Here is a 24,708-nt window from a genome sequence, read left to right as displayed (position 1 = left end):
GCCCCCGATCTTGCCCGCGCATCATAGCATGACGCCGCGACGGATCGAAGCGCCGGGCGCTCAGGCGTCCATTTCGATCGTGCCGATCATCCAGTCGTGGAACAACTTGACCGGGCGCTGCTCGAGCGCGCGCGGGCGGCACACGAACCAGTAGGAATAGGGGCTCTTCACCACCGGCTCGAACAGGGTCGCGATGCGCGGGTCGTCCGTCCGGATCACGTGCGAATCGAGCATGAAGGCGATGCCGACGCCCTGCGCCGCCGCCTCGAGCAGCAGCGAGCCCGAATCGAACAGGTCGACCGCCACCGGCTCGATCTGCGGCAGCCCCAGCGCGTCGCGCCAGATCTCGAAGCTGTCGGCCATGTCGCGATGGACCATCACGGTCATGCCGTCGAGCTGCTCAGGCCGTTGAATCGCGTTCGGTCCCTCGACCAGATGCCGCGCCGCGACCAGGCGGATGCGGTTGCGATCGAGGCGGCGGCCATAGAGCAGGGTATCGATGTCGCGCGCGAGCACGATCGCCGCGTCGAGCCCGTCGCCGAGCCGCGACATGCCGTGCCCGCCGGTATCGATGTCGAGATGGAGCTGCGGATGCATCGCGCGCAATGCGCCCAGATGCGGGAGCAGCCGTTGCGTCGCGAACAGGGCCGGGGTGCCGAGGCGCAGGCGCAGCAGCTCGACCCCGCTGGTCATCCCCTCGATCGCGTCGCTCATCGAATCGAGCGCGGGCGCGATCAGGCCGAGCAGCCGCTCGCCGTCGGGGTTGAGCTTCATCGACTGGTGGCGCCGTTCGAACAGCTGCTTGCCGATGAAACGCTCCAGCGCCTGGACGCGGCGGCTGAGCGCGGGCGAGGACAGCGCGAGCTCTTCGGCGGCGGCCTTGACCGAGCCGAGCCGCGCAACCTGGACGAACGCCTCGATGGCGGTGAGGGGCGGCAACCTTCGCATATGCGTTTTGTGTGGTGCAGCGTTTCCGTTTGCAACCAGTTATCACGGTAAGCGGCCTGACAACGGTTACATTGGCACTAAACCGCGATTGTTACAGATTGCAGAAACTGCAATCATCATATTATCTTTTCGCACTTGCACAAAAATACGCCGCACTGCACATAGAGCAGGCCTTTCAGGCATCCTCTCCTAAACCTTTCATGGGCTGGTCCACGGACCGGCCCTTTTTTTTGCCCGAATCGCCGCCGAAACGGTTAGCTCCCTAGCCCATGGGGAACCGCGTGCCTATCTGGCGCGCTCACCCTCGCAAAGGTCCGCAGGGAAGGAGAGCCATGGCCGATATCGAAACCCCGACACGCAAGGTCCAGGTCGCCAATTCGCGCCCCGAGGACAGCGGCCGCGGCCTCGCGCATCTTCCGCGCACGCTGATGACCGAGCTCGGCCTGCAGCAAGGCGACGTGATCGAGATCGTCGGCAAGCGCACCACGCCCGCGCGCGCGGTCTTCCCCTATCCCGAGGACGAGGGGCTCGAGCTGCTGCGCATCGACGGGCTCCAGCGCGCCAATGCCGGGGTCGGATCGGGCGATTATGTCGAGATCCGCCGCGCCGAATCGCGCCCCGCGACGCGCGTCGTGTTCGCCCCGGCGCGCAAGGACCTGCGCCTCGAAGGCTCGGCCAATGCGCTGAAGCGCACCTTCATCGGCCGCCCGCTGTGCCAGGGCGACACCGTCTCGACCGTCGGCCAGCAGCGCGTGTCGGACATGCCGCCCAACGTGCTCCAGCACCTGCGCGCGCCCGCCTATGCATTGCAGGAGATCCGCCTGACCGTGGTCTCGGCGGCGCCGCGCGGCATCGTCCATATCGACGAGAGCACCGAGATCGAGCTGCGCGCCGATTACGAGGAAGCCAAGGAATTCCGCCGCGCCGACGTCACCTATGACGATATCGGCGGCATGGCCGCGACGATCGACCAGCTGCGCGAGATGGTCGAGCTGCCGCTGCGCTATCCCGAGCTGTTCCAGCGCCTGGGCGTCGATCCGCCCAAGGGCGTGCTGCTCCATGGCCCGCCCGGCACCGGCAAGACGCGGCTCGCCCGCGCGGTCGCCAACGAATCCGACGCGCAATTCTTCCTGATCAACGGGCCCGAGATCATGGGCTCGGCCTATGGCGAGTCGGAGAAGCGCCTGCGCGAGGTGTTCGAGGAGGCGAACGAGAACGCCCCGTCGATCGTGTTCATCGACGAGATCGATTCGATCGCGCCCAAGCGCGGCCAAGTGACGGGCGAGGCGGAGAAGCGTCTCGTCGCGCAGCTGCTCACGCTGATGGACGGGCTCGAGGCGCGCGCCAATGTCGTGATCATCGCCGCCACCAACCGCCCCGAAGCGGTCGACGAAGCGCTGCGCCGGCCCGGCCGGTTCGACCGCGAGATCGTGATCGGCGTGCCGGACGAGCGCGGACGGCGCGAGATCCTCGGTATCCATACCCGCGGCATGCCGCTGGGCGAGGGCGTCGACCTGGCGGAGCTGGCGCGCACCACCTTCGGCTTTGTCGGCGCCGATATCGCGGCGCTCGCGCGCGAGGCAGCGATCGAGGCGGTGCGGCGGATCATGCCCAAGCTCAACCTCGAGGAGAAGACGATCCCCGCCGAAGTGCTCGAGACGCTGGCCGTCACGCGCGAGGATTTCGTCGAGGCGCTGAAGCGCGTCCAGCCTTCCGCGATGCGCGAAGTGATGGTGCAGAAGCCCAACGTCCATTGGGAGGATGTCGGTGGGCTCGACGACGCGCAGATGCGCCTCAAGGAAGGCGTCGAGCTGCCGATGAAGGATCCCGACGCGTTCCGGCGCCTCGGCATCCGTCCAGCCAAGGGCTTCCTGCTCTATGGCCCGCCCGGCACCGGCAAGACGTTGCTCGCCAAGGCGGTGGCGCGCGAGGCGGAGGCAAACTTCATCGCCACCAAGTCGAGCGACCTCCTCTCCAAATGGTATGGCGAGAGCGAGCAGCAGATCGCCCGTCTGTTCGCCCGCGCGCGCCAGGTGGCGCCGTGCGTGATCTTCATCGACGAGCTCGACAGCCTCGTCCCCGCGCGCGGTAGCGGGATGGGCGAGCCGCAGGTCACCGAGCGCGTGGTCAACACGATCCTCGCCGAGATGGACGGGCTCGAGGAGCTGCAGTCGGTGGTGGTGATCGGCGCGACCAACCGGCCCAACCTGATCGACCCCGCGCTGATGCGTCCGGGCCGGCTCGACGAGCTGATCTATGTCGGCGTGCCCGACGCGGCAGGACGCGAGCGCATCCTCAAGATCCAGACGGCGAAGATGCCGCTCGCCGACGATGTCGACCTCGCCTCGATCGCCGCGCGCACCGAGCGCTTCACCGGCGCCGACCTCGAGGACGTGGTTCGCCGCGCCGGCCTGGTCGCGCTGCGCGAGTCGCGCGACAACGCCAAGGTGACCATGGCGCATTTCGAGGCGGCGCTGGCCGACTCGCGCGCGACCGTCACGCCGGAGATGGAAGCGGAATATGCCCAGCTCGTCGCGCGGATGAAGCAGGACGCGGTGGCGCTGAACCCGATCGGGTTCATTGCTCCGGGGATGCTTCAGGGCCGGGGGCCGAAACGCGAAGGGTGAACCAGCCGTAGAGGGCAAGCAACGCGAGCGCCGCGGCCGCGACCAGATAGGGGAGCGGCCGCCACACGCCATAGAAGGCGACGCCGATCGACGGGCCAAGGATGAACGCCGCGCCGTTGATCGAGGTGACCTTGCCCGCCACCGATCCCTGCGCCGCCTGCCCCACCGCGAGCGAGGAGCCCGCGGTGAAGCCCGGGCGCGAGAAGCCGAAGCCGAGCGTCGCCAGCGCATAGGCGGTGGCGATTCCGTAGAGCGAGGTCGCGCTGCCAGTCGCGAAACAGCCGACCGCGCTCAAGGACAGCCCGATCAGCATGAGCTGGCGCGGCTTGAGGTTGAGCAGCGGGATGATCCCCCATTGCGCGAGCAGCGCTGAGCCCGCGCCCATCATCAGCACCAGGCCGGTCGCCTCGATCGCCTCGATCGGCGGCACGCCCAGCCGGTCGATGATCAGGAAGCCGATCACCTGCCCTGCCATCGCCTGGGCGTGGCCGAGGATCAGGCCGCAGACCATCCAGGCGCGCACGCGCGGGTCGAGATAGCCGATCGGCTCGATCTTGGCGGCGGTCGCCGCGGTGACGCTCGCCCCGCTCGCCTGCCCGCCGATCGAGGGATAGCTCGCCGCGGCGCCGTGGCTCACCGGTGCGTCGACATCGCGCGGCAGGAAGCGCGCGACCGTCAGCATCATGGCCAACGCCGCAATGCTGAAGATCAGCGCAGGTCCCGCCAGCCCGATAGCCGGCCCACCACGCCACAGATCGCCGAGCACGAGATAGGGCGCGATCGCCGGGCCGAGAATGGTACCGAGCCCGAAGGCCGAACCAAGCAGGGTGAGCGCCTTGGTGCGCTCCGCGCGGCTGGTGCGCGCGGCGACGATCGCCTGCACTGCGGGCGGTGCGGCCGAGCCGAACCCGCCATAGAGCATGCGCGCGCCGACGAAGAAGGCGAACGCCGTGGCAGGCGCGATCCACCCGTTGATCCCGGCAGCGAGGAACAGCCCGCAGAAGAACAGCGAGGCGGTGAGGCCGGCCTGCCCGAGCAGCACCATCTGACGGCGGCCGTGCCGGTCCGAGCGGTTGGCCCAGAAGGGCGCGGCCAGCGTCCACAGCAATGCCGAGACCGAGAAGGCGGCCGCCACCGCACTGTCGGGCACGCCGAGCGAACGGCCGAGCGCGGGGAGCACCGATTGCAAGGCGGTGTTGCCGGCGGCGATGGTGAACATCACCAGGAACAGGATCGCGAAAGTGCGGTCGCGCGCCAAGGTCTAGCGCCGCGCCCAGCGATAGCCGCGCTCGACGCGCGTCACCTCCAGCACATACCAGTCGTACCAGCGCGCGCGGCCCAGGTCGCGGATCCGCGCATGCTCGGGATTGTCACGCCACGCCGCCGCGCTCGCATCATCGGCCCAATAGCTGATCGTGACGCCGAGCCCGGTTTCGTCGCGCACGCTCTCGATCCCGGCATAGCCTGGCTGCGTGGCGGCGAGCGTGGCCATTGCCTCGGCTGCCGCGGCATAGCCCTCGGCGTCCTCCCGCGTGCGTTGCGAGAGGAAGATCACGGCAACCTGGCCTTGGCGCGGGTAGCTCATGGGTTTCGCGATGAAAGGTTTCGGCGGACAGCGCAACCGCCAGGATACGAAGAACGTTAAGATGGAGTCTGTACGAACGCGTGGTGTCAGCCGCAAAATGCGCCTCGACGCATTTTCAACGGACTCTAGATGACAGAGCCATGGCAACTGTCCTACAGGAACGTGACACCGACAGAGGGAAGTTGATGACCGGTTCCACTACGATCGCGCGGCGCAAGCGCAAGGCCGCGCGTCCTCTCTCGCCGCAAGCGCTGTTTCTCCAGGGTTTCTTCAAGCATCCGGTGATGGTCGGATCGATCATCCCGTCGTCGAACAAGCTCATTCGCAAGATGCTGTCGCGCGTGGAGTGGGAGGACACCAAGGTGTTCGTCGAGTACGGCCCCGGCGTCGGCACCTTCTGCCGCGCGGTACTCGACCGGTTGGGCCCGGACGCGAAATATATCGCGATCGACACCAACCCCGATTTCGTCGCCTATCTGCGCCAGAGCATCGTCGATCCGCGCTTCTCGGCGATCCACGGTTCGGCCGCGGATGTGAGCGCGATCGTCGCCGATCATGGCGCGGAACAGGCCGATTACGTGCTGTCCGGCCTGCCCTTCTCCACCCTGCCGCCGGGTGTGGGCGACGTGATCGCGCAAGCCACGCAGCGCGTGCTGCGCCCGGGTGGGGCGTTCCTCGTCTATCAGTTCAATCCCAACGTCCGCAATTTCCTGACGCCGCACTTCGCGCGCATCGATCACGAGATGGAATGGTGGAACGTGCCGCCTGCACAACTCTGGTGGGCGTGGAAGGACGAGCCTGCCGATTGACGGCGGGCGTCTGGCACCTCACATCGGGCGCATGGATCAGCTCAACCTGTCCGAATCGGAGTGGCGCCAGCGGCTCACCCCCGAGCAATATCACGTGCTCCGCGAGGCCGGCACTGAACGCGCTTTCGCCGGCCGCTATACCGACACCAAGGCCGACGGCATCTATCGCTGCGCGGGCTGCCAGCTCGAGCTGTTCGACAGCGACGACAAATATGATTCGGGATCGGGCTGGCCGAGCTTCACGCGGCCCGTCGCCGCGGACCATGTGACCGAGCATGGCGATTCGAGCCATGGCATGGTGCGCACCGAGGTGCGCTGCGCGCGCTGCGACGGGCACCAGGGGCATGTCTTCCCCGACGGTCCGCCACCGACCGGGCTGCGCTACTGCATCAATTCGGTCGCGCTCGAGTTTCGCCCGCGCAGCGAAAACGGCGAGGCCTGAGCGCTGTTTGGAAATGCGCGAAGCGCATTTCGCGGCGCCGGCCGGCGCCGCATATCCAAATGATCGACCAGCTTGTGAGCCGAGCGGTTCGCCGGTAGGTTCGCGCCAGCTCAGATGCCCAGAAAATCCCCCGCACGCCCGTCGAAAGTTCGCCGCATCCTGAAATGGGTGTTGATCGGTGGCGTGACACTCGCGCTCGCCGGCTTCATTGCCCTCGCCATCGCGGTCTATACCGCGCGCGCCTCGCTGCCGAGCTTCGACGAGCTCAAATCCTCGCCCAACGGCCAGATGATCCGCGTCCATGCCGCGGACGGGACGGTGATCGTCTCGCTCGGCCCGAGCTATGGCGAATGGATCCCCTATAGCCAGATCCCCGCACCGATGCGCGACGCGATGGTCGCGATCGAGGACCGGCGCTTCCGCTCGCACTGGGGCGTCGATCCGGTGGCGCTGGCGCGCATCGCCAAGTTCGCGGTGGACAATCGCGGCACCGACCGCCGGCTGCAGGGCGGATCGACCATCACCCAGCAGGTCGCGCGCACCGTATTCCTGTCGAACAAGTACGATTTCGGCCGCAAGGCGCGCGAGATGATCCTGGCGCTGGCGCTCGAGCGCAAATTCACCAAGGACCAGATCCTCGAACTCTACCTCAACAAGGTCTATTTCGGCGGCGGCGCCTATGGCATCGACGCCGCCTCGCGCACCTTTTTCGGTCATCCCGCGACTAACCTCACTTTGTCCGAAGCCGCGGTGATCGCGGGGCTGGTCAAGGCGCCGTCGCGCTATTCGCCCACCGCCGACGCCGAAGCCGCGATCGGCCGCGCCAGCGTGGTGCTCAACGTGATGGTCGAGACCGGTACGCTCACCCGCGCCCAGGCCGACGCCGCGCGGCCGGCCGAGGTCAAGCTCGCCGCGCCGCCCAAGCAGAACAGCGTGCGCTACTTCACCGACTGGGCGCTGCCCCAGCTCGAGGTGCTGATCGACGAGACTGTCGCCCCGCTCGACGTGTGGACCACGATCGACCTGCGCATGCAGAACGCCGCGACCCAGGCGATCCAGGCCAACACACCGGCAGGGGCGCAGGGCGCGCTGGTCAGCCTCGACCGCGACGGTGCGGTGCGCGCGATGGTCGGCGGGCGCGACTATGTCTCCTCGATCTACAACCGCGCGACCCAGGCGACGCGCCAGCCGGGTTCGGCGTTCAAGCTGTTCGTCTATCTCGCCGCGCTCGAGGCGGGGCACAAGGTCGAGGACCGGCTGGTCGACGAGGCGGTGACGATCAACGGCTGGAGCCCGCGCAACAGCTCGGGCCGCTTCTCGGGCGAGATGACGCTGCGCTCGGCCTTCGCCTATTCTATCAACACGATCGCCGCCAAGCTCGGCCAGGAGGTCGGCTTCGGCACGGTCGCCGACATGGCGCGCCGCTTCGGCATCACCACGCCGATCAACACCCAGCCGGCGATGGTGCTCGGCACCAGCAACGTCCGCCTCATCGACATGACCCGCGCCTTCGCCTCGGTCGGGCAGAAGGGCGTCGCGGTCACCCCCTATGCGATCACCCGCGTCACCGCGAACGGCGCGGTGATCTACCAGCACGAGGTGGATACCTCGCGCGTGCTGGTTGCGCCCTATGTCGCCGCGCAGATGACCGACCTGCTGCAGACCGCGGTCGCCACCGGCACCGGCCGCGCGGCGCAGATCGGGCGGCCGGTGGCGGGCAAGACCGGCACGACCAGCTCGAACAAGGATGGCTGGTTCCTCGGCTTCTCCTCGGGCCTCACCACCGGCGTGTGGATGGGCCGCGACGATGCCAGGGCAGTCGGCGGGCTGCAGGGCGGCACCGCGCCGGCGCGCGCCTTCGCCGCCTTCATGCGGCCGGCCGTGGCGGGACGCCCGGTCGAGGAGTTCGAGACCGAGGTGACGCTGCCCGAATGGCAGATCGAACCCGACCAGGAAGTCTATGGCGAGCCCGACAACGGCCTGTTCGTCGACGAGGACGGCAACCCGGTCCCGCGCGACGAGGTCAATCCCGGCGCGCTGCAAGGGCCCGAGGCGGACCCGGGAATCGAGGGCGGGGAAGACGGCACGATCGACCAGGACTGGCTCGACCGGATGACCGGCCGCGGCCAGCGCAATCCGCCGCCCGCGCGCGAACCCGACGATCGGCTACCCCCGCGCGATCCGCCGCGTGACGCGCCTCGTCAGCCTCAGGATTCGCGCCCGAACGAGTGAAGCCGCATCGCGTTGGCGCGCAGCCAGGCGCGCTCGCGAACCGGATCCTTGCCGTAGAGCTCGCGCACCACGGCATGGAAAGCCGAGCTGTGGTTCATATGCACCCGATGCGCCACCTCATGCGCCACGGTCGCGCGGCGCACCGCGGGCGGGGCGAGGATCAGCCGCCAGCTGTAGCGGATCACGCCCGATGACGCGCAGCTTCCCCAGCGTCCCTTGGGATCGCCGATCGCAACGCGGCTGACGGTCACCCCGGCTTTCGCGGCATATTCGCCAGTCTCCGCGCTCAGCCTGTCGAGCGCGGTCTTGCGCAGCCAGCGTTCGATCCGGCGTTCATAGCCCTCGCGCGGGCCTCCGGCGATCAGCTGTCCGTCATCGAGCACCGGCGTGCGGGGAAAGCCGCTGTCCCAGCCAAGGCCGACCTCTTCCCCAAGATACAGGATCGCCGCCCCCGGCACGAACGGCACGGGCGCGATGCGGCGTTCGAGCGCCCGCGCGATCCATTCCTGCTGCTGCTCGGCCCAGCGCAGCGCCGGGCCGACCGGCGCGCGCGGCGGCAGGGTGAGCCGGACCTGCCCGGTGGCATTGTCGACCGAGAGCTTCATCCGCCGCGCGCGCGGATGCCGGACGACCTCGATCCCCCGGGTCACAGCGCCTTGTCGACCATGTGGTGCTCGAGATCGCCGGCGACATCCTCGGAGATCGTCCAGCCGCGCACCGATTCACCCGCTTTGTGCACGCTCTCGCGGTCGCCGCTCACCAGATAGTGCCAGTCAGGCAATTTCTCGCCTGCCGCGCGCAAGCGATAGGCGCAGGTCTGTGGCAGCCAGGCGATGTCGTCGACATTATTCGCGTTGAGGCGAACGCACTCGGCGACATAGGCGTGGCGGTGCTTATAGTCGCTGCACCTGCCCGCATGCCGGTCGAGCAGCCGGCACGCGACGTTGGTGGCGTAGAGCTCGCCGGTATCCTCGTCCTCGATCTTGTGCAGACAGCATTTGCCACAGCCGTCGCACAATGCCTCCCATTGCGCGCGGTCAAGGCTCGAGAGCGGCTGCTCCCAGAAGGGCTTCACCCGATCCAGCGCTCGATCTCCGCCACGATCGCCTGCGGGTTCTGGTCCTGCGGCAGCAACGCGATCGGCTCGCCCTTGGTACCCATGAGGTAAGCCTGGCGACCGTGATCCATAAGGTAACCGCTCGGCGTCTCGCGCTTGGCATAGGGCACGCGATAGGCCTTGGCTGCGGCGTCGACCTGCGCCGGCGTGCCGGTGAGGCCGACCATGCGGGGATAGAAGGCCTGGGTGAATTCCTTGACCACTTTGGGCGTGTCGCGCGCGGGATCGATCGTGACGAAGACCGGCACGATCTGCGCCGACAGCTCGGGCTTCTGCTTGTCGAGCAGCTTCATCGCGCCGCCGATATTCTGCACGTCGACCGGGCAGACGTCGGGGCAGAAGGTGTAGCCGAAATACATGATGCGGTATTTGCCGGCGAAGTCAGTGTCCTTGACCGGCTTGCCGTCGCCATTCACCAGCGTGAACGGGCCGCCGATCGAAGCGCCGGCAAGCGGCGCGTCGGCGAGCGATTTCTTGGCAGGCGTGGCCTCGCCGCAACCAGCGACGGCAAAAGCGAGGGCGAGTGCGGGGACGAGCAACCTGTTCATGGCGCTACCCGCCATGATCTGATACTTGCCGCGTTGCAAGGTTTCCGATCCATCAGGGGCATTGTCCGATCATGTCTTTCCGTTCGTCCCGGCCCGTACTCGCCGCGGCGCTGCTTGCGTTGGCGCTGCCGGCTGCCGCTCAGCAATATTCCGACAGCTACAATTTCCTCAAAGCCGTGCGCGAACAGGACGGCAACAAGGTCACCGAGTTCCTCAACGCGCCGGGCCAGACGATCGTCAACGTCCGCGACGAGAAGGGCGAGGCGGCGATCCACATCGTCGCCAGGCGCCGCGACATGACCTACCTCAACTTCATCCTCGCGCGCGGCGGCAACCCCAATCTGCAGGACGGCGCGGGCAATTCGCCGCTGATGCTGGCGGTCGAGGCGAACTGGCCCGAGGGCGTGGCGCGGTTGCTGGCCAGGCAGGCGAACGTCAACCTCGCCAATAATGGCGGCGAGACCCCGCTGATCCGCGCGGTCCAGCGGCGCGACGCCGAGCTGGTCCGCACCTTGCTCAACGAGAAGGCGGATCCCGATCAGCGCGATCGCCTGGCGGGCATGAACGCGCGCGATTATGCGGCGCGCGACATGCGCTCGCCGGTGATCGCACAAATGCTCAAGGATGCGCCGAAGATCGAGAAGCGCGCGGTCTCCGGGCCCAGCTTCTAGCCCCAGCCGAGCCCGTCGGCGTCGGGATCAGTGAGCGTGATCACCCGGCGCGCGGCGCGGCGGGCGAAGGCGAGCGTGCATTTGCGCCGCGTCGCGCTCGCCAGCGGCACGGTCTGCGCCTCGCGCGCGATCGCTGCGTCGTAGCGGTCGGCGACGATCACGCCGGCGCGCTCGGGCAGGAATCCCGGCGTGTCGAGCGGCGACAGGTCGAACCCCGCCGGCACCGCCCAGAAGAAGCGGTCGCAATGCGCGAGATAGTCGGTCCATTTGCCGTCGCCGAGCAGGTCGGCGCGCGACACCTTGACCTCGACGATGATGATCTCGCCCCGCGCATTGAGCGCCATGAGGTCGGCGCGGCGGCCGTCGCCCAGCGGCACCTCCGCCATCGCCACGCAGTCATGGCGCAGCAGCATGCGGCAAACGCCGCGAGTCACCTCGGCGGTGACCAGCGGCGCAAGGTCCGATTCGGCAGCAGGGACAGCTGAAACCATCTCCGCAACCTAGAACATTTGACGAACGAACGGAAGCGTTAGCGGTAGAAGATGTGGTTGCCGACGCTGCCGACGCGCGCACGGCGCCAGCCGGGCGAGACGTGGCGGGCGTGGAAATAGAGCGCCTTCGACACGCGGCTGTCCCACATGTCGCCCCTCGCGACCTTCGCCACCGCAAGCGCGGTCTTCCACGCGCGCGCGCTTTCGGGCGGCTGCGGCAGCTTGCCGCCGCGCACGAAGGAGAACTGGCCGCGCTGGGTGAGCACGCCGCACACGGTGCGCGGGAAACGACCCGATTCGGCGCGGTTGAGGATCACCTCGGCCACCGCGAGCTGGCCTTCGAGCGGCTCGCCCTTGGATTCGTAATAGACGCCGATTGCGAGGCAGTTGAGCTCGGCATCGTCGGTCCCGAGCGACTGCGCGGCGACCGCGGCGGCGAGCGTCGCATAGTCGGCATCGGCCGCGCCGTCATCGATCGTGGGTTCGCTGGGAGCGGGAGTGGCCGGCGTCTCGGTCTCGAGATCGGCAAGCGCTTCGCCCATGGTGGGAACTTGCTGGACGACGGGATCGTTGATCCCCGCAAGCGGCGTCTTCTCGGCTTCCCGGGCCACACCCGGGGCGGTCGCGCCAATGCCTGCGGCAAAGGTAAGAGTCACAGCCGCGATGAGCGCGGCCCGTGCAGAAAAGGACATTCAACTTCGATACTATGCGGTTGGCGCGCGATCCGGTCCCTTTTCCTCTTGTTCGGAGGACCGGTCGGGCTGTCCCCCCGACTGCGTAACCGGCGGCTTCACACGCCTACGGCACAACGCTCTTGATATGTGCGCGCGTCTTTGACGCCGATGCTGCGCTGCGTCAACCGCTCAACATCGTTTCAGCGGCGAACCGTTCCGCCCCCGCGATATCCAGTTCGATCACCCACAGATCGCGATCACGCTCGCGGCGGCGTTGCCAATAGCTTGAAACTGCTGCCTCATCGGCCATGTCAGCGGGCCCGCTGCGCACCAGCGCAGGCAGTCCGTCGGGGCCGATCCCGCGTTCGAAGAAGCGCGGATCGCCGCCGCGGTCGAGCGCGAGCACTAGGATCGCGCCCGCCTCCGCCTCGCCCCTGGCCAGCACCATCGCGCTGCCGCCCGCGGCATTGACCCGCCGGATGAGCGCGCTGACCACCAGCCCGCTCGCCAGCCGCGCCATCAGCCGCGGTAGCCGGGAAGCCCGGCGAGCGGGATGCGCGATTTCATGAAGGTACCGGTGCCGCGCGCCGCCTCCTCGCCGCTCGCGTCGATCAGCCGCGCCTCCGCGACGAACACGCGGCGCTGCCCGCTCACCCAGCGCCCTTCGGCGGTCACCGGCCCGGGCCCGAGCGGCTTGGTGAAGAGCAGGTTGAACGCAGTGGTGAGCAGGAAGCGGTCGGTCACCAGGCTGTTGCAGGCATAGAAGGCGGCATCGTCCAGCATCTTGAAATAGCTGGTGCCGTGCGCAGCGCCGCCGGCATGGAAGTGCCGTTCGTCGATCGTGAAGTGGATCCGCGCCTGCCCGCTCGCCGGAATCTCGAGCCGCGAGTCGAAGAAGCGGTTGATCGGCGCCGCGGCATAGAGCGCTTCGAGCGCGCGGTAATGCGCCTCCGCCCCGACTGCCGGCATGGGCGCCGGCTCAGGCGGCGGCGTCACGCGTCTCGGTCCCTGCGAGCAATGCGTAGAGCGCGTCGGCAGACGCGGCACCGCGCAGCTTGGCGATGAAGGCGCGGTCACGCAGCCGCCGCGAGACCCGCGCGAGCGCCTTCAGATGCTCGCCCCCCGCGTCGGGCGGCGAGAGCAAAGCGAACACCAGGTCGACCGGCAGATCGTCGACCGAGGCGAAGTCGAGCGGCTTGTCGAGCCGCACGAACAGCCCGCACACCCCGGTGAGGCCCGGCATCTTGCCGTGCGGAATCGCGATGCCCCCGCCGAACCCGGTCGAGCCGAGCTTTTCGCGCTCGCTCAGCCGCTCGGTGACCGCGGTGGCGTCGAGCGAATAGGCCGCGTCCGCGACCTCGCCGAGCAGGGCGAAGAGTTTCTTCTTGCTGCCCGCCGCGGTTCCCGAACGCACCGCTTCGGGTTTCAACAGATCGCTCAGATCGTTCATCGCGCGTCGATCAGGCGGCCCGGTTGGGCTCGACCCAGCCGATCGTGCCGTCCGCGCGGCGATACACCATATTGTAGTTGCCGGTGCCGGTGTTCTTGAACAGCAGCGCGTTGGTGTTGCGCAGGTCGAGCATCATCACCGCGTCGGACACGCTGGCGTCGGGCACGTCGACCCGGGTCTCGGCGATAACCGGCGGCGCGTCCGCGACCTCTTCCTCCTCGTCGCCGATCTGGAAGACGGTGTAGCCGGCGTCATAGGCCGCCTCGAGCGCCGCCTGGGCATGGCCGTTGTTGCGGTCCTTGAGCCGCCGGACGTAGCGGCGCAGCTGCTTCTCGATCTTGTCGGCGGCACCGTCGAAGGCGAGATGCGCTTCTTGTGCGGCGTGCGAACCCTTGAGCACCAGGCCCTGCATCACATGCGCCACGATGTCGCAGGTGAAGCCATAGTCGTGCGGCCCCTTGCCGAAGGTCGCCTGGGCCGAAATTGCGCGGGAGAAATATTTGTCGGCGATACCCTGGAGCCGGTCTTCCACGTGCTGCCGGATGGCATTGCCCGTATCGACCCGATGACCCGAAACCCGGATATCCATAACTTCCTCCGTCAATATGAGGAGCACCTAGGAACGCGCCTGGCGACCGTCAACCGGACGCCGGCGTGCCCCATAAAGGCTCCTCGAACCCGGCCATGAACGCCGAATGGCGGGCCAGTTCTTCATCGCTCGGTGCGAAAACGCGCGCCGGACGGGCATTGCTCCGTACCGCCGCGATCTCGACCCGCTCGCGCGCGGCGGCCTCGACCGCGAGGCCAAGCGTGATCTGGCGCCCGCCGGTGAGCTCAATGAACACTTGCGCGAGCAGCTGCGCGTCGAGCAGCGCGCCGTGCAGCTCGCGCGCGCTAAGGTCGATGCCGTAGCGCACGCACAGCGCGTCGAGCGTGTGCTTGGCGCCCGGATGCCGCGCGCGCGCCAGCGTCAGCGTGTCGACGATGCGCTCGACCTGGAGCAGCGGCCGCTGGCATGCGCCGAGCTCGCCGTTGATGAAGCCGAAGTCGAACATCGCGTTGTGCGCGATCAGCGGGCAATCGCCGAGAAACGCGATCAGCTCGTCGCAGACCTCGGAGAAGCGCGGCTTGTCGGCGAGGAACGCCGCGGACAGGCCGTGCACCGCGAACGCCTCGGCCGGCATGTCGCGATCGGGGTTGAGGTAGCGATGGAAGCTGCGCCCGGTCGGCACGCGATTGACCAGCTCGACACAGCCGATCTCCACCAGCCGGTGCCCTGCATTGAAGCTGAGCCCGGTCGTTTCGGTATCGAAAACGATTTCCCGCATCGCGCGATTATCGGCCTTCCGCGCCCGCTAGGCAAGCGATCACAGTGCGTACCGCTTCACGCGTCTCGGCTAGCGAACCGCCCGTCGGAATCACGAAATCGGCACGCTCGCGCTTCTCCGCATCGGGCATTTGCCTGGCCAGGATCGACTCGAAGCGCGCGACCGTCATGCCCGGCCGGGCGAGGACGCGCGCGCGCTGCACCTGCGCCGGCGCGGAGACCACGGCGATCTTGTCGACCTCGCGCCAGCCGCCAGCCTCGAACAGCAACGGGATGTCGAGCACCACCAGCGGCCGCTCGCGATTCGCCTCAAGAAAGCGCTGCCGTTCCGCCGCCACCGCGGGGTGGACGATTGCCTCCAGCCGCTTGAACGCTTGCGGATTGCCGAACACCGCTTCGCCCAATGCGGTGCGGTTGACGCCCTCGGCTCCGGTCGTGTCGGGAAACGCCGTCTCGATCGCGGCGACCAGCCGCCCGCCCGGCCCTTGCAGCTTGTGGACCTCGGCATCGGCGTCGAACACCGGCACGCCTTCGCCGGCGAACATCGCCGCGACGGTCGACTTGCCCATGCCGATCGATCCGGTGAGGCCGAGGATGATCATCGAGTCAGGCGCGTGCGCAGCTCGGTGTCGTGCTCGCGCGGCGCGGGCTTGCCGAAGAACAGCTCGAAGGCGAGCGCGGCCTGGCCGATCAGCATTTCGAGCCCGTCGACCGTCTCGAGCTCGCGCGCGCGCGCCGCGGTGAGCAGCCCGGTCTCTAGCGGAGCATAGACCGCGTCATAGACCACCGCGTCGTCTGGCAAATTTGCCAAATCGAGGTCGAGCGACGGCTGGCCGGCCATGCCGAGCGAGCTCGCATTCACCAGCAGCGCCACCGGTGGGATCGGCGCGTCGAGCGGCACCGCATCGCCCTTGAGCCCGAACAGCGACAGCAGCCCCATCGCCTTCAATGGCGAGCGGTTGAGGATCGTCACCCGCTCGACCCCCGCACGCGCCAGCGCGAACAGAACCGCCCGCGCCGCGCCGCCCGCACCGACCACCGCGACCGGCGCGCCCTCAAGGTCGAACTCGGCGATCGGGGCGTAGAAGCCGGCGGCATCGGTGTTGGTGCCGATCAGCGCGCCGTCCGCCCCGCGGAACACGGTGTTGATCGCGCCGATCGTCGCGCGCACGCCGCCGGGATCGGGGACATGGTCGAGCGCCGCGACCTTGTGCGGCACGGTGATGTTGCACCCGCGCCAGGCAGGATCGTCGCGGCGCGAGTCGAAGAAATCGCCCAGCCCCTCGGCGGTGACATGGGTTTTGCGATAGGCGGCGTCGAGCCCGAGCTTCTCCAGCCAGAAGCCGTGAATCACCGGCGACTTGGACTGGGCGATCGGATCACCGATCACTTCCGCATATGGGGGAGCATCGGGTGTCGTCATGACGTCAGCACGCCCCTTGTGCGCAGATAGTCGAGGATGTTGAGCAGCGGCATGCCGAGGATCGTATAATGGCTCCCCTCCATCCGCGCGAACAGCTGCACGCCGGGGCCCTCGACCCGGTAGCAGCCGACGCAGCCGGCGATCGCCGGCCATTCGGCATCGAGATATTCGGCAATGAACCTGTCAGAGAGCGGCCGCACCAGCAATCGCGCGCGATCGACATGGCGCCATACCGGACGGCCATTCTCGGCGATCACCGCGGCGCTGTAGAGATCGTGGCGCTTGCCCGAGAGCAGGCGCAGATGCTTCTCGGCGTCGGTGCGGTCGGCCGGCTTGTCGAGCAAGCTGCCGTCCTCGATCGCCACCACCGAGTCGCAACCTAGCACCAAGGTGCCGGGCACACGCTGGCTCACCTTGAGCGCCTTGAGCTCAGCCAGCGCATCGGCGAGGTCGCGCGGCGCGGCGCCGGCGAGCCCGGCCTTTGCGGCATCCTCGTCGACATGCGCGGCGAGCGCCTCGTGCGGCACCCCCGCGGCGGTCAACATCGCGCGGCGCGACGCGCTGGTGGAGGCGAGCACGATCATGCGTCTTGCGCTCCTGTCCCGCTCGCCCGTTCGTTGCACAAAGTGATAATCGCCGCCGCGGTCTCCTCGATCGAGCGACGCGTCACGTCGATCACCGGCCAGCCATTGTCCGCGAACATGCGCCGCGCATAAGCAACCTCGCGCTGCACCGCCTCCTGCTCGACATAGGAGGTCTCATCCTGCTGGTTGAGCGAGAGCAGCCGGTTGCGCCGCACCTGGATCAGCCGCTCTGGGCTGGTGGTCAGCCCGACGACCATCGGATGCTTGAGCGCGAACAGCGTGCCGGGCGGCGGGGATTCGGGCACGATCGGGATGTTCGCGACCTTGTAGCCACGGTTGGCGAGATAGATCGAGGTCGGCGTCTTCGAGGTGCGCGAGACCCCGGCGAGAACGAGGTCCGCCTCTTCCCAATTTTCCCAATTAACCCCGTCGTCATGCGCGATGGTGAACTGGATCGCATCGACGCGCGCGAAATAGGCGGCATCGAGCGTGTGCTGCCGCCCCGGCCGTGCCTTCATCTCCTGCCCCAGCATGCTCGACAGCGCGTGGTTGACCGGATCGAGCGGCGCCACCGCGGGCAGCCCGATCGCGCGGCAGCGCGCTTCGAGCGTGCGGCGGATCTCGGGATTGACCAGCGTGAACAAGACCAGTCCGGGATTCTGCGCGATCTCGTTCAGGATGCGCTCGAGGTGCGTCTCGCTGCGCACCATCGGCCAGAAATGGCGCAGCACCTCGACATCGTCGAACTGCGCGAGCGCCGCCTTGGCGATATTCTCCAGCGTCTCGCCGGTCGAATCCGAGAGGAGATGGAGGTGGAGCTTCACCGGTTGCGCACCGGGCTGGACGGATCTGTGGAAAACATGCGCAAAATCGCTAGCGCAACGCAAAGGGCGCGCCAAGCGGGCCGATCACTCCCCGCTCCGGCCGCGTCGTCCACAATGCGTTGCACATGGGCGCGGATGCGCGCACAGCCTGTGAGGTATGTGGACAAGCCGCGCGACTCTGCAGGGAATCGCGGGCGTTCGCGGCGTCAATCTGTTGGCAGAACCGGCACGAACGCCTAAGCCCCGCGATCCACGCACCAACGCACAACTACATCCTATTTAGATTCTTTTCTTCCTTTGAAAGATGGAATGACCGGCCTTTCGAAATCCAAGCCGTTGCTCGATGTGCTTTCAGGGAAGCGCGTCGATGCCCCGCCGATGTGGCTCATGCGTCAGGCAGGGCGCTATCTCCCCGAATATCGCGCGCTGCGAGCCGAGAAGGGCGGGTTCCTCGAGCTGGTCAACGACAGCGACGCCGCGGCCGAGGTCACGCTCCAGCCGATCCGCCGCTTCGGCTTCGATGGCGCGATCCTGTTCTCCGACATCCTCGTCGTCCCGCATGCACTGGGACAGGATCTGTGGTTCGAAACGGGTGAGGGTCCGCGGCTGGCGCCCAGGCTGGTCGATCATGCGCTGGAAAGCCTCACAGCGACCCCTGAGCGGCTGAATCCGGTGTACGGGACCGTTCGGCGTGTCGCAGCAGCCTTGCCGCCTGAAACCACCTTCCTGGGCTTCGCAGGCAGCCCCTGGACCAACGCCACCTACATGGTCGCCGGGCAGGGCAGCCGCGATCAGTCCGAAACGCGCCGCATGGCCTATGCCGATCCGGCCGCATTCCAGGCGATCATCGACGCGATCGTGGCGATGTCGGTCGACTATCTCGCCAAGCAGGTCGAAGCCGGGGTCGATGCGGTGCAGTTGTTCGACAGCTGGGCCGGCTCCTTGTCACCCGCGCAGTTCGAGCGCTGGGTGATCGCCCCCAACGCCGCGATCGTCGCCGGGCTGCGCGCGCGCTGCCCGCAGGTGAAGATCATCGGCTTCCCCAAGGGCGCGGGCGGCAAGCTCATCGCCTATGCGCGCGAGACCGGCGTGGATGCGCTCGGGCTCGACGAGACGGTCGATCCCACCTGGGCGAACGCGATGCTGCCCGCCGGCATGCCGGTGCAGGGCAATCTCGATCCGCTGGCGCTGATCGCTGGCGGTGCGGAGCTCGAGGCGGCCGGGCGGCGCATCCTTGATGCCTTCGCCGATCGCCCCCATATCTTTAACCTGGGGCACGGCATCCTGCCGGACACGCCGATCGCCCATGTCGAGCAGCTGGTCGGAATCGTGCGGGGGACAGCCAAGTGACAGGATTTCTGGGCGCGGCCTGGCTGTGGGTCAAAGCGGCGCACATCATCTTCGTCATCTTCTGGATGGCTGGGCTGTTCATCCTGCCGCGCTACCTGGTCCATCATCAGGAAGCGCTCGGCGATCCCATTCAGGCCAAAGCCTGGGCTGATCGCGAAGCGAAGCTGCGCCGCGTGATCCTGGTGCCGTCGATGGCGGTGGTGTGGATCCTCGGCATCGCGCTCGCGGCCAATCTCGGCTTGTTCGAGGGTGCGCCGAATCTCGGCTGGCTTCATGCCAAGCTGCTGCTGGTGATCCTGCTCTCGGGTTATCACGGCTGGGCGGTGAGCTATTCGAAGCGGCTCGCTGAGGGTAAGGGCAATCTCAGCCCGCGGCGGTTGCGCATGCTCAACGAACTTCCCGCGATCTTCGTCGCGCTGATCGTTATTCTTGCGGTGGTCCGCCCCTTCTGACCGCTTGACTTGAATCGGCTCGAAACCTAAGCCGCGCCTGTCGCGTCGCCGTCCTGGCGGCGGCCCGGCGTCCTTCCTTTTTCCTCAAGCCATCGCCCGCGCGTCCCAACGCCCGAAAACCATTCCAGCGATCGCCACACGGACTCCCCCATGCATCTGAAAGATTTGAAGAAAACCCCGCCCGCCGAACTGGTCAGCATGGCCGAGGAGCTCGGTGTCGAAAGCGCCTCGACGCTCCGCAAGCAGGACCTGATGTTCGCCATCCTCAAGGCCCAGGCCGAGAATGGCGAGCAGATCATGGGCGAAGGCACGATCGAAGTGCTGCCCGACGGTTTCGGCTTCCTGCGCAGCCCGCAGGCCAATTATCTCGCCGGCCCCGACGACATCTATGTCTCGCCCAATCAGGTGCGGAAATTCGGCCTGCGCACCGGCGATACGGTCGAAGGCGAGATCCGCGGACCCAAGGACGGCGAGCGCTATTTCGCACTGACTCGGCTGGTCTCGGTCAATTTCGACGATCCCGAGGCGGTGCGCCACCGGGTCAATTTCGATAACCTAACGCCGCTCTATCCCGAGCAGAAGCTCACCCTCGATCCCGCCGACCCGACCCAGAAGGACAAGTCGGCGCGGGTGATCGACATCGTCTCGCCGCAGGGCAAGGGCCAGCGCACGCTGATCGTCGCGCCGCCGCGCGTCGGCAAGACGGTGATGCTGCAGAACATCGCCAAGGCGATCACCGACAACCATCCCGAGGTGTTTCTGCTCGTCCTGCTCATCGACGAGCGGCCGGAGGAGGTCACCGACATGCAGCGCTCGGTGAAGGGCGAGGTGGTCAGCTCGACCTTCGACGAGCCCGCGACGCGCCACGTCCAGGTCGCCGAGATGGTGATCGAGAAGGCCAAGCGCCTGGTCGAGCACAAGAAGGATGTCGTCATCCTGCTCGATTCGATCACCCGCCTCGGCCGCGCCTACAACACCGTGGTGCCGAGCTCGGGCAAGGTGCTCACCGGCGGCGTCGACGCCAACGCCCTCCAGCGTCCGAAGCGCTTCTTCGGCGCCGCGCGCAATATCGAGGAAGGCGGCTCGCTCTCGATCATCGCCACCGCGCTGATCGACACCGGCAGCCGCATGGACGAGGTGATCTTCGAGGAGTTCAAGGGCACCGGCAACTCCGAGATCGTGCTCGACCGCAAGGTTGCGGACAAGCGCATCTTCCCGGCGATGGACGTTGGTAAGTCGGGCACCCGCAAGGAAGAGCTGCTGGTCGAGAAGGGCACGCTCAGCAAGATGTGGGTGCTGCGCCGTATCCTCATGCAGATGGGCACCGTCGATGCGATGGAGTTCCTGCTCGACAAGATGAAGGATTCGAAGTCGAACGAGGACTTCTTCGATTCGATGAATCAATAACGCCGAGTTCGTCACCTCGTGCCGGGGTCCACCGCACCGCACGCGATGCGCGGGAGCCTCTTGCTCCTCGCTTGATATATCGTGGATCCCGGCACAAGGCCGGGGTGACGGCGGATTGTTGTCTATAGGTTCGCAACAATCCTTTCTCGCCCGTGTTTTCCTCGTCGCACTTGACCCGCATCGCCCAACCCGCTTTGGCGGAAGGCAACGAAAAGGGGAAGCAATGTCCGAACTGTGGGGGCACATCGTCCACGATTTTGCGGGGCTGTTTTCGGGCAGCGCTTCGGCCTGGTTCGCCTTCGGTCAGGTGATCCTGATCGATATCGTGCTGGCCGGCGACAATGCGATCGTGATTGGCGCGCTCGCCGCGGGGCTGACTCCCGACCAGCGCAAGAAGGTGATCCTGATCGGCATCATCGCCGCGCTGGTGCTGCGTATCGCCTTCGCATTGGTGGTGACTCAGCTGCTCCAGGTGATCGGCCTCGTCTTCGCCGGTGGCGTGCTGCTGCTGTGGGTGGCATGGAAGATGTACCGCGAGATCGGCCATGCCGGAGAGAGCGCGGGATCGCCCGAGATCGAGGGCGACGAGCGTTCAGGCCTCAAGTCCGCCAAGAGCTTTGCCGGCGCAGCCTGGGCGGTTGCCGTCGCCGATGTCTCGATGAGCCTCGACAATGTCCTTGCGGTCGCCGGTGCGGCGCGCGATCATCCGGGCATCCTGATGGTCGGCCTGGTCATCGCGGTCGCGCTGATGGGCATCGCGGCGAACATCATCGCCAAGTACATCGAACGCTATCGCTGGATCGCGTGGGTCGGCCTGCTGGTGATCCTCTATGTTGCCGCCAAGATGATCTATGACGGTGTCGTCGATCACCAGGTCGGGATCCTGCGGCTGTTCAGCTAAGCATTTGATCTGGAAAAGAAACGGGCGGCGTCCGGACCGGGCGCCGCCTTTTTCGAGTCAGCCGATATGCGTGGCGAAGAACGCCTCGGTCCGGCTGTCGGCGAGCTGGGCCGCTTCCTCCGATCGCCGCTTGCCCATCTCGGTCGCAAAGCCGTGATCCTCGCCGGGATAGTCGTGCAGCGTTACCCTGGGGTGATCGTCCAGCCCTTCGTGCATCTTCGCCTGAACCTCTTTCGAGACGAAGCCGTCGTCGCCGGCGATGTGCAGCATCAGTGGATTGGCGATGCCATGCTTCTCGCTGAGCAGGCCGTCGATCCCGACAGCATAATAGCCGACACTTGCATCGGAATCGGTCCGCGCTGCGGTCATATAGGCGAGGCGGCCGCCCAGGCAGTAGCCGACCACACCGACCTTGCCGCCGGTTGCGGCGCGGGCGGCGCGGATCGTCGCTTCGATATCCGCGATGCCCTTGTCCTGGTCGAACTGACCGAACAGGTCGAGTCCGCGCTGCAGCTGTTCGGGAATATCGGGATCGAGCTCGATGCCCGGTTCGATCCGCCAGAACAGGTCGGGGGCGAAGGCAGTATAGCCTTTTGCTGCTAGCGCATCGCACTTCCGCCGAATGCCGGGATTGATGCCGAATACTTCCTGGATCACGACGATCGCGCCGCGCGGGCTGCCGTCGGGGTCGGCGCGATAGGCCTGGAAGCTGCCGCTGCCGTCGAGACTCTCGATCGTGATCGTCGCCATATCGCTCTCCGTCAAAGGTGGCGCTGCTCGTGATCGAGCAGCCATTGCTTGGTCGCGGGGCCTTCGCCCGCCGTATAGGCGCCGAGCGCACCGCCGGCCGCCAGAATGCGGTGGCACGGGACGATGATCGGGAAGGCGTTGCGCGCGCAGAGCTGGCCGATCGCGCGCGGTCCTGAGTCTAGCCGGCGCGCGAGCTCGCCATAGCTCATCGATTGGCCGTAGGCGACGGCGATCAGGCCATCGCGCAATGCTTCACCGCGCGGCGATTTCACGGGCGGAAGCGCAACGGTGAAGTCCTTGAGTTCGCCAGCGAAATAGGCCTCGAGCTGATCCGCCACGGCGCGCACGGCCGAAGCCGTACCGTGTCGCGTGTCTCCGTCGGCGCCGAGCTGGATGCGGAGAACACTGGTCTCGCCGCCTTCGATCCGGATCGAACCGATGGGCGTTGCGATCAGGGCATGGTCGCGCGCATACATGGTCGCAGCGTAGGGCAGGGCGGGGTTCGGGCTCAATAGGGCTTGGCGGCTCAAGTGGAGAACAGCCGATGAAGATCAATGTCGAGATCGATTGCACCCCGGAGGAAGCGCGCCGCACGATGGGGCTGCCCGATTTCACGCCGGTCCACGATCATTACATCAAGATGCTGCTCGATTCGATGGACAAGGGGATGGTCAATCCCGAGATGATCGAGACGATGATGAAGGGCTGGATGCCGATGGGCGAGGCCGGGATGAATTTCTGGCGCGGCATGTTCGATATGGGCAAACGCAGCGGCGCCGAGTGACCGACACGAGCTTTGCCCACACGATCTTCGCCTTGTCGAGCGGCCAGCCGCCGGCCGCGATTGCGGTTGTTCGAATTTCGGGGCCCGATGCCTTTCCCGCGGTGAAGCGTTTGGCGGGAGCGTTGCCGGCGCCGCGGCAGGCATCGCTGCGTACGTTGCGTGATGGGAACTCTCATCTTGACCGGGCGCTGGTGCTGATCTTCCCCGGCCCGCACACCGCGACTGGCGAGGATCTGGCCGAGCTGCATCTCCATGGCGGTCGCGCCGTGGTCCGCGCGGTCGAGGCCGCGCTCGACGCGATGCCCGGACTGCGCGGCGCCGAGCCGGGCGAGTTCACACGCCGCGCGCTCGCCAATGGCCGGATCGATTTGACCGAGGCGGAGGGCCTCGCCGACCTGCTCGCCGCGGAGACCGAGGCGCAACGCCGCGCCGCGCTGCGCGCTGCCGAGGGAGGCATCCGCCGCCGGATCGAGGAGTGGGCGGCGCGTACCCTGCAACTCTCCGCGGCGGTCGAGGCCTCGCTCGATCATGCCGACGAAGCCGACGTGGCGGCCGAAGAGGAGTCGCTTGAGCGGGTGCGCCGTAATGCCGGGGCGCTGGTCGAAGAGATCGAGCTCGTCCTGGCCCAGCCGGCGGTCGAGCGTCTGCACGATGGCATCCGTGTCGTCCTCGCCGGATCGCCCAATGTCGGCAAATCCACCTTGCTCAACGCGCTCGTCCAGCGGGAGGCCGCGATCGTCTCGCCGCTGGCGGGGACCACGCGCGACCGGATCGAGGCGCCGGTCTTGCGCGACGGCATCGCCTATCTGCTGACCGACACCGCCGGCCTTCACGATGCGCCGGCGGATATCGTTGAGCAGATCGGCATCGATCGCGCCCAGCAATCGCTGGCAGAGGCGGACTTGGTGCTGTGGCTCGATGATCAGCCGCCGCCACCCGAGATCGTCACACGCCCGCACCTCACGCTTCACGGGCGTGCCGATGCGGCGGATCGCGGCGAGCCTCCTGCCGGTCGCCTTTCCGTCTCAGCGAAGAGCGGGGAGGGCATGGCCATGCTCTGGCAAGCGATCGATTCGATCGCTCGCGATATGCTCCCGGCGAGCGATGCGGTCCCGCTCAATCGCCGGCAGCGTGATCTCGTCGCGATTGCCGTCGATGGCGTGCGGAGCGCTGCTGCCGGCGACGATGCGCTGCTGATCGCGGAAGACTTGCGGCGCGCGCTGCGGGCATTCGACCGAATCACCGGTGCGGCAGATGTGGAATCGATGCTCGACACGCTATTCAGCCGCTTCTGCATCGGCAAATGATGTTC

30 protein-coding genes are annotated in these 24,708 nt (G+C 67.2%); 11 read left to right on the top strand and 19 right to left on the bottom strand.

Going from position 1 to position 24,708, the window contains the following annotated elements:
* Positions 1-60: 60 nt before the first annotated feature.
* Positions 61-948, bottom strand: a complete 888-nt coding sequence (locus tag OK349_RS11945; RefSeq protein ID WP_265118024.1) for a LysR substrate-binding domain-containing protein — start codon at positions 946-948, stop codon at positions 61-63.
* A 332-nt stretch (positions 949-1,280) separates the two neighbouring features.
* On the opposite strand from OK349_RS11945, the gene OK349_RS11940 reads away from it, so the two are divergent.
* Complete coding sequence (locus OK349_RS11940) at positions 1,281-3,575, top strand: CDC48 family AAA ATPase (RefSeq protein WP_265118023.1); 2,295 nt, start codon at positions 1,281-1,283, stop codon at positions 3,573-3,575.
* On the opposite strand, the gene OK349_RS11935 is transcribed toward OK349_RS11940, so the two are convergent.
* Both OK349_RS11935 and OK349_RS11930 read right to left on the bottom strand, forming a co-directional pair.
* A complete protein-coding gene (locus tag OK349_RS11935) occupies positions 3,526-4,794 on the bottom strand; it encodes an MFS transporter (protein WP_265118598.1) in 1,269 nt (422 codons plus the stop codon). The two genes, OK349_RS11940 and OK349_RS11935, sit on opposite strands and share 50 nt — an antisense overlap.
* A 42-nt stretch (positions 4,795-4,836) precedes the next feature.
* Entirely contained in the window at positions 4,837-5,160 is a 324-nt protein-coding gene (locus OK349_RS11930; RefSeq protein ID WP_265118022.1) for an antibiotic biosynthesis monooxygenase, read from the bottom strand.
* A 185-nt stretch (positions 5,161-5,345) separates the two neighbouring features.
* On the opposite strand from OK349_RS11930, the gene OK349_RS11925 reads away from it, so the two are divergent.
* The 3 genes from OK349_RS11925 to OK349_RS11915 all read left to right on the top strand — a co-directional run bounded on the left by OK349_RS11925 (position 5,346) and on the right by OK349_RS11915 (position 8,643).
* Complete coding sequence (locus OK349_RS11925) at positions 5,346-5,969, top strand: class I SAM-dependent methyltransferase (protein ID WP_265118021.1); 624 nt, start codon at positions 5,346-5,348, stop codon at positions 5,967-5,969.
* 31 nt (positions 5,970-6,000) lie between these two features.
* Complete coding sequence (gene msrB, locus OK349_RS11920; protein ID WP_265118020.1) at positions 6,001-6,411, top strand: peptide-methionine (R)-S-oxide reductase MsrB; 411 nt, start codon at positions 6,001-6,003, stop codon at positions 6,409-6,411.
* A 114-nt stretch (positions 6,412-6,525) separates the two neighbouring features.
* A complete protein-coding gene (locus OK349_RS11915) occupies positions 6,526-8,643 on the top strand; it encodes a transglycosylase domain-containing protein (RefSeq protein ID WP_265118019.1) in 2,118 nt (705 codons plus the stop codon).
* Here OK349_RS11915 and OK349_RS11910 read toward each other — a convergent pair.
* The 3 genes from OK349_RS11910 to OK349_RS11900 are packed head-to-tail and all read right to left on the bottom strand — an operon-like array spanning position 8,619 to position 10,308.
* On the bottom strand, positions 8,619-9,293 hold the full coding sequence (locus tag OK349_RS11910; RefSeq protein WP_265118018.1) for a M48 family metallopeptidase: 675 nt from the start codon (positions 9,291-9,293) through the stop codon (positions 8,619-8,621). The genes OK349_RS11915 and OK349_RS11910 overlap by 25 nt on opposite strands.
* Positions 9,290-9,718 (bottom strand): YcgN family cysteine cluster protein, encoded by a 429-nt coding sequence (locus OK349_RS11905; protein WP_265118017.1) that lies wholly within the window; start codon positions 9,716-9,718, stop codon positions 9,290-9,292. The genes OK349_RS11910 and OK349_RS11905 overlap by 4 nt, the downstream gene beginning before the upstream one ends.
* Positions 9,715-10,308 carry an SCO family protein gene (locus OK349_RS11900; RefSeq protein ID WP_265118016.1) on the bottom strand — a complete coding sequence of 198 codons (594 nt, stop codon included), beginning with the start codon at positions 10,306-10,308 and terminating at the stop codon, positions 9,715-9,717. The genes OK349_RS11905 and OK349_RS11900 overlap by 4 nt, the downstream gene beginning before the upstream one ends.
* 71 nt (positions 10,309-10,379) lie before the next feature.
* Here OK349_RS11900 and OK349_RS11895 point away from each other — a divergent pair, with 71 nt between their 5' ends.
* Positions 10,380-10,979 carry an ankyrin repeat domain-containing protein gene (locus OK349_RS11895; RefSeq protein ID WP_265118015.1) on the top strand — a complete coding sequence of 200 codons (600 nt, stop codon included), beginning with the start codon at positions 10,380-10,382 and terminating at the stop codon, positions 10,977-10,979.
* On the opposite strand, the gene OK349_RS11890 is transcribed toward OK349_RS11895, so the two are convergent.
* From OK349_RS11890 to OK349_RS11840, 11 genes are all read right to left on the bottom strand, one after another.
* On the bottom strand, positions 10,976-11,470 hold the full coding sequence (locus OK349_RS11890) for an MmcB family DNA repair protein (protein ID WP_265118014.1): 495 nt from the start codon (positions 11,468-11,470) through the stop codon (positions 10,976-10,978). The two genes, OK349_RS11895 and OK349_RS11890, sit on opposite strands and share 4 nt — an antisense overlap.
* 38 nt (positions 11,471-11,508) lie before the next feature.
* Complete coding sequence (locus OK349_RS11885; protein WP_306310663.1) at positions 11,509-12,081, bottom strand: cell wall hydrolase; 573 nt, start codon at positions 12,079-12,081, stop codon at positions 11,509-11,511.
* 244 nt (positions 12,082-12,325) lie between these two features.
* Positions 12,326-12,667 carry a DUF1491 family protein gene (locus OK349_RS11880; protein ID WP_265118597.1) on the bottom strand — a complete coding sequence of 114 codons (342 nt, stop codon included), beginning with the start codon at positions 12,665-12,667 and terminating at the stop codon, positions 12,326-12,328.
* Positions 12,664-13,113: a PaaI family thioesterase gene (locus OK349_RS11875; protein ID WP_265118012.1), complete on the bottom strand. Its 450-nt coding sequence runs from the start codon at positions 13,111-13,113 to the stop codon at positions 12,664-12,666. Before OK349_RS11875 ends, OK349_RS11880 begins: the two co-directional genes overlap by 4 nt.
* Positions 13,114-13,123: 10 nt before the next feature.
* Entirely contained in the window at positions 13,124-13,594 is a 471-nt protein-coding gene (locus tag OK349_RS11870) for a PTS sugar transporter subunit IIA (RefSeq protein WP_265118011.1), read from the bottom strand.
* Between the two features lie 10 nt (positions 13,595-13,604).
* Positions 13,605-14,183 carry a ribosome hibernation-promoting factor, HPF/YfiA family gene (hpf, locus tag OK349_RS11865; RefSeq protein WP_265118010.1) on the bottom strand — a complete coding sequence of 193 codons (579 nt, stop codon included), beginning with the start codon at positions 14,181-14,183 and terminating at the stop codon, positions 13,605-13,607.
* 49 nt (positions 14,184-14,232) lie between these two features.
* The gene (dnaQ, locus tag OK349_RS11860; RefSeq protein WP_265118009.1) at positions 14,233-14,922 is read right to left on the bottom strand and encodes a DNA polymerase III subunit epsilon; all 690 of its coding nucleotides are present in this window, start codon (positions 14,920-14,922) and stop codon (positions 14,233-14,235) included.
* Between the two features lie 7 nt (positions 14,923-14,929).
* The gene (gene coaE, locus OK349_RS11855; RefSeq protein WP_265118008.1) at positions 14,930-15,523 is read right to left on the bottom strand and encodes a dephospho-CoA kinase; all 594 of its coding nucleotides are present in this window, start codon (positions 15,521-15,523) and stop codon (positions 14,930-14,932) included.
* Entirely contained in the window at positions 15,520-16,344 is an 825-nt protein-coding gene (locus OK349_RS11850; protein WP_265118007.1) for a shikimate dehydrogenase family protein, read from the bottom strand. Before OK349_RS11850 ends, coaE begins: the two co-directional genes overlap by 4 nt.
* Complete coding sequence (locus OK349_RS11845; protein WP_265118006.1) at positions 16,341-16,928, bottom strand: Maf family protein; 588 nt, start codon at positions 16,926-16,928, stop codon at positions 16,341-16,343. Before OK349_RS11845 ends, OK349_RS11850 begins: the two co-directional genes overlap by 4 nt.
* Entirely contained in the window at positions 16,925-17,752 is an 828-nt protein-coding gene (locus OK349_RS11840; RefSeq protein ID WP_265118005.1) for a pyruvate, water dikinase regulatory protein, read from the bottom strand. Before OK349_RS11840 ends, OK349_RS11845 begins: the two co-directional genes overlap by 4 nt.
* Positions 17,753-18,061: 309 nt before the next feature.
* On the opposite strand from OK349_RS11840, the gene hemE reads away from it, so the two are divergent.
* From hemE to OK349_RS11820, 4 genes are all read left to right on the top strand, one after another.
* Positions 18,062-19,102, top strand: a complete 1,041-nt coding sequence (hemE, locus tag OK349_RS11835) for a uroporphyrinogen decarboxylase (RefSeq protein WP_265118004.1) — start codon at positions 18,062-18,064, stop codon at positions 19,100-19,102.
* Positions 19,099-19,554, top strand: a complete 456-nt coding sequence (locus OK349_RS11830; RefSeq protein WP_265118003.1) for a CopD family protein — start codon at positions 19,099-19,101, stop codon at positions 19,552-19,554. The genes hemE and OK349_RS11830 overlap by 4 nt, the downstream gene beginning before the upstream one ends.
* 150 nt (positions 19,555-19,704) lie before the next feature.
* Positions 19,705-20,961, top strand: coding sequence for a transcription termination factor Rho (rho, locus tag OK349_RS11825; RefSeq protein ID WP_265118002.1), 1,257 nt, complete (start codon positions 19,705-19,707; stop codon positions 20,959-20,961).
* A 223-nt stretch (positions 20,962-21,184) separates the two neighbouring features.
* A complete protein-coding gene (locus OK349_RS11820; protein WP_265118001.1) occupies positions 21,185-21,862 on the top strand; it encodes a YjbE family putative metal transport protein in 678 nt (225 codons plus the stop codon).
* Between the two features lie 57 nt (positions 21,863-21,919).
* Here the strand turns inward: OK349_RS11820 and OK349_RS11815 are convergent, their stop codons facing one another.
* Both OK349_RS11815 and OK349_RS11810 read right to left on the bottom strand, forming a co-directional pair.
* The gene (locus OK349_RS11815) at positions 21,920-22,612 is read right to left on the bottom strand and encodes a dienelactone hydrolase family protein (RefSeq protein ID WP_265118000.1); all 693 of its coding nucleotides are present in this window, start codon (positions 22,610-22,612) and stop codon (positions 21,920-21,922) included.
* A gap of 11 nt (positions 22,613-22,623) precedes the next feature.
* A complete protein-coding gene (locus OK349_RS11810) occupies positions 22,624-23,088 on the bottom strand; it encodes a methylated-DNA--[protein]-cysteine S-methyltransferase (protein ID WP_265117999.1) in 465 nt (154 codons plus the stop codon).
* Between the two features lie 68 nt (positions 23,089-23,156).
* On the opposite strand from OK349_RS11810, the gene OK349_RS11805 reads away from it, so the two are divergent.
* Both OK349_RS11805 and mnmE read left to right on the top strand, forming a co-directional pair.
* On the top strand, positions 23,157-23,396 hold the full coding sequence (locus OK349_RS11805; RefSeq protein WP_265117998.1) for a DUF6489 family protein: 240 nt from the start codon (positions 23,157-23,159) through the stop codon (positions 23,394-23,396).
* Positions 23,393-24,703 carry a tRNA uridine-5-carboxymethylaminomethyl(34) synthesis GTPase MnmE gene (gene mnmE / locus OK349_RS11800; protein ID WP_265117997.1) on the top strand — a complete coding sequence of 437 codons (1,311 nt, stop codon included), beginning with the start codon at positions 23,393-23,395 and terminating at the stop codon, positions 24,701-24,703. The genes OK349_RS11805 and mnmE overlap by 4 nt, the downstream gene beginning before the upstream one ends.
* Positions 24,704-24,708: the final 5 nt, after the last annotated feature.

Origin of the sequence: Sphingomonas sp. BT-65, from assembly GCF_026107375.2 — a bacterium.
In the GTDB taxonomy this organism is placed as follows: Bacteria; Pseudomonadota; Alphaproteobacteria; order Sphingomonadales; family Sphingomonadaceae; genus Sphingomonas.
Note: the sequence above shows the minus strand (reverse complement) of the source record. Positions and strands in the feature narration are given on the sequence as shown.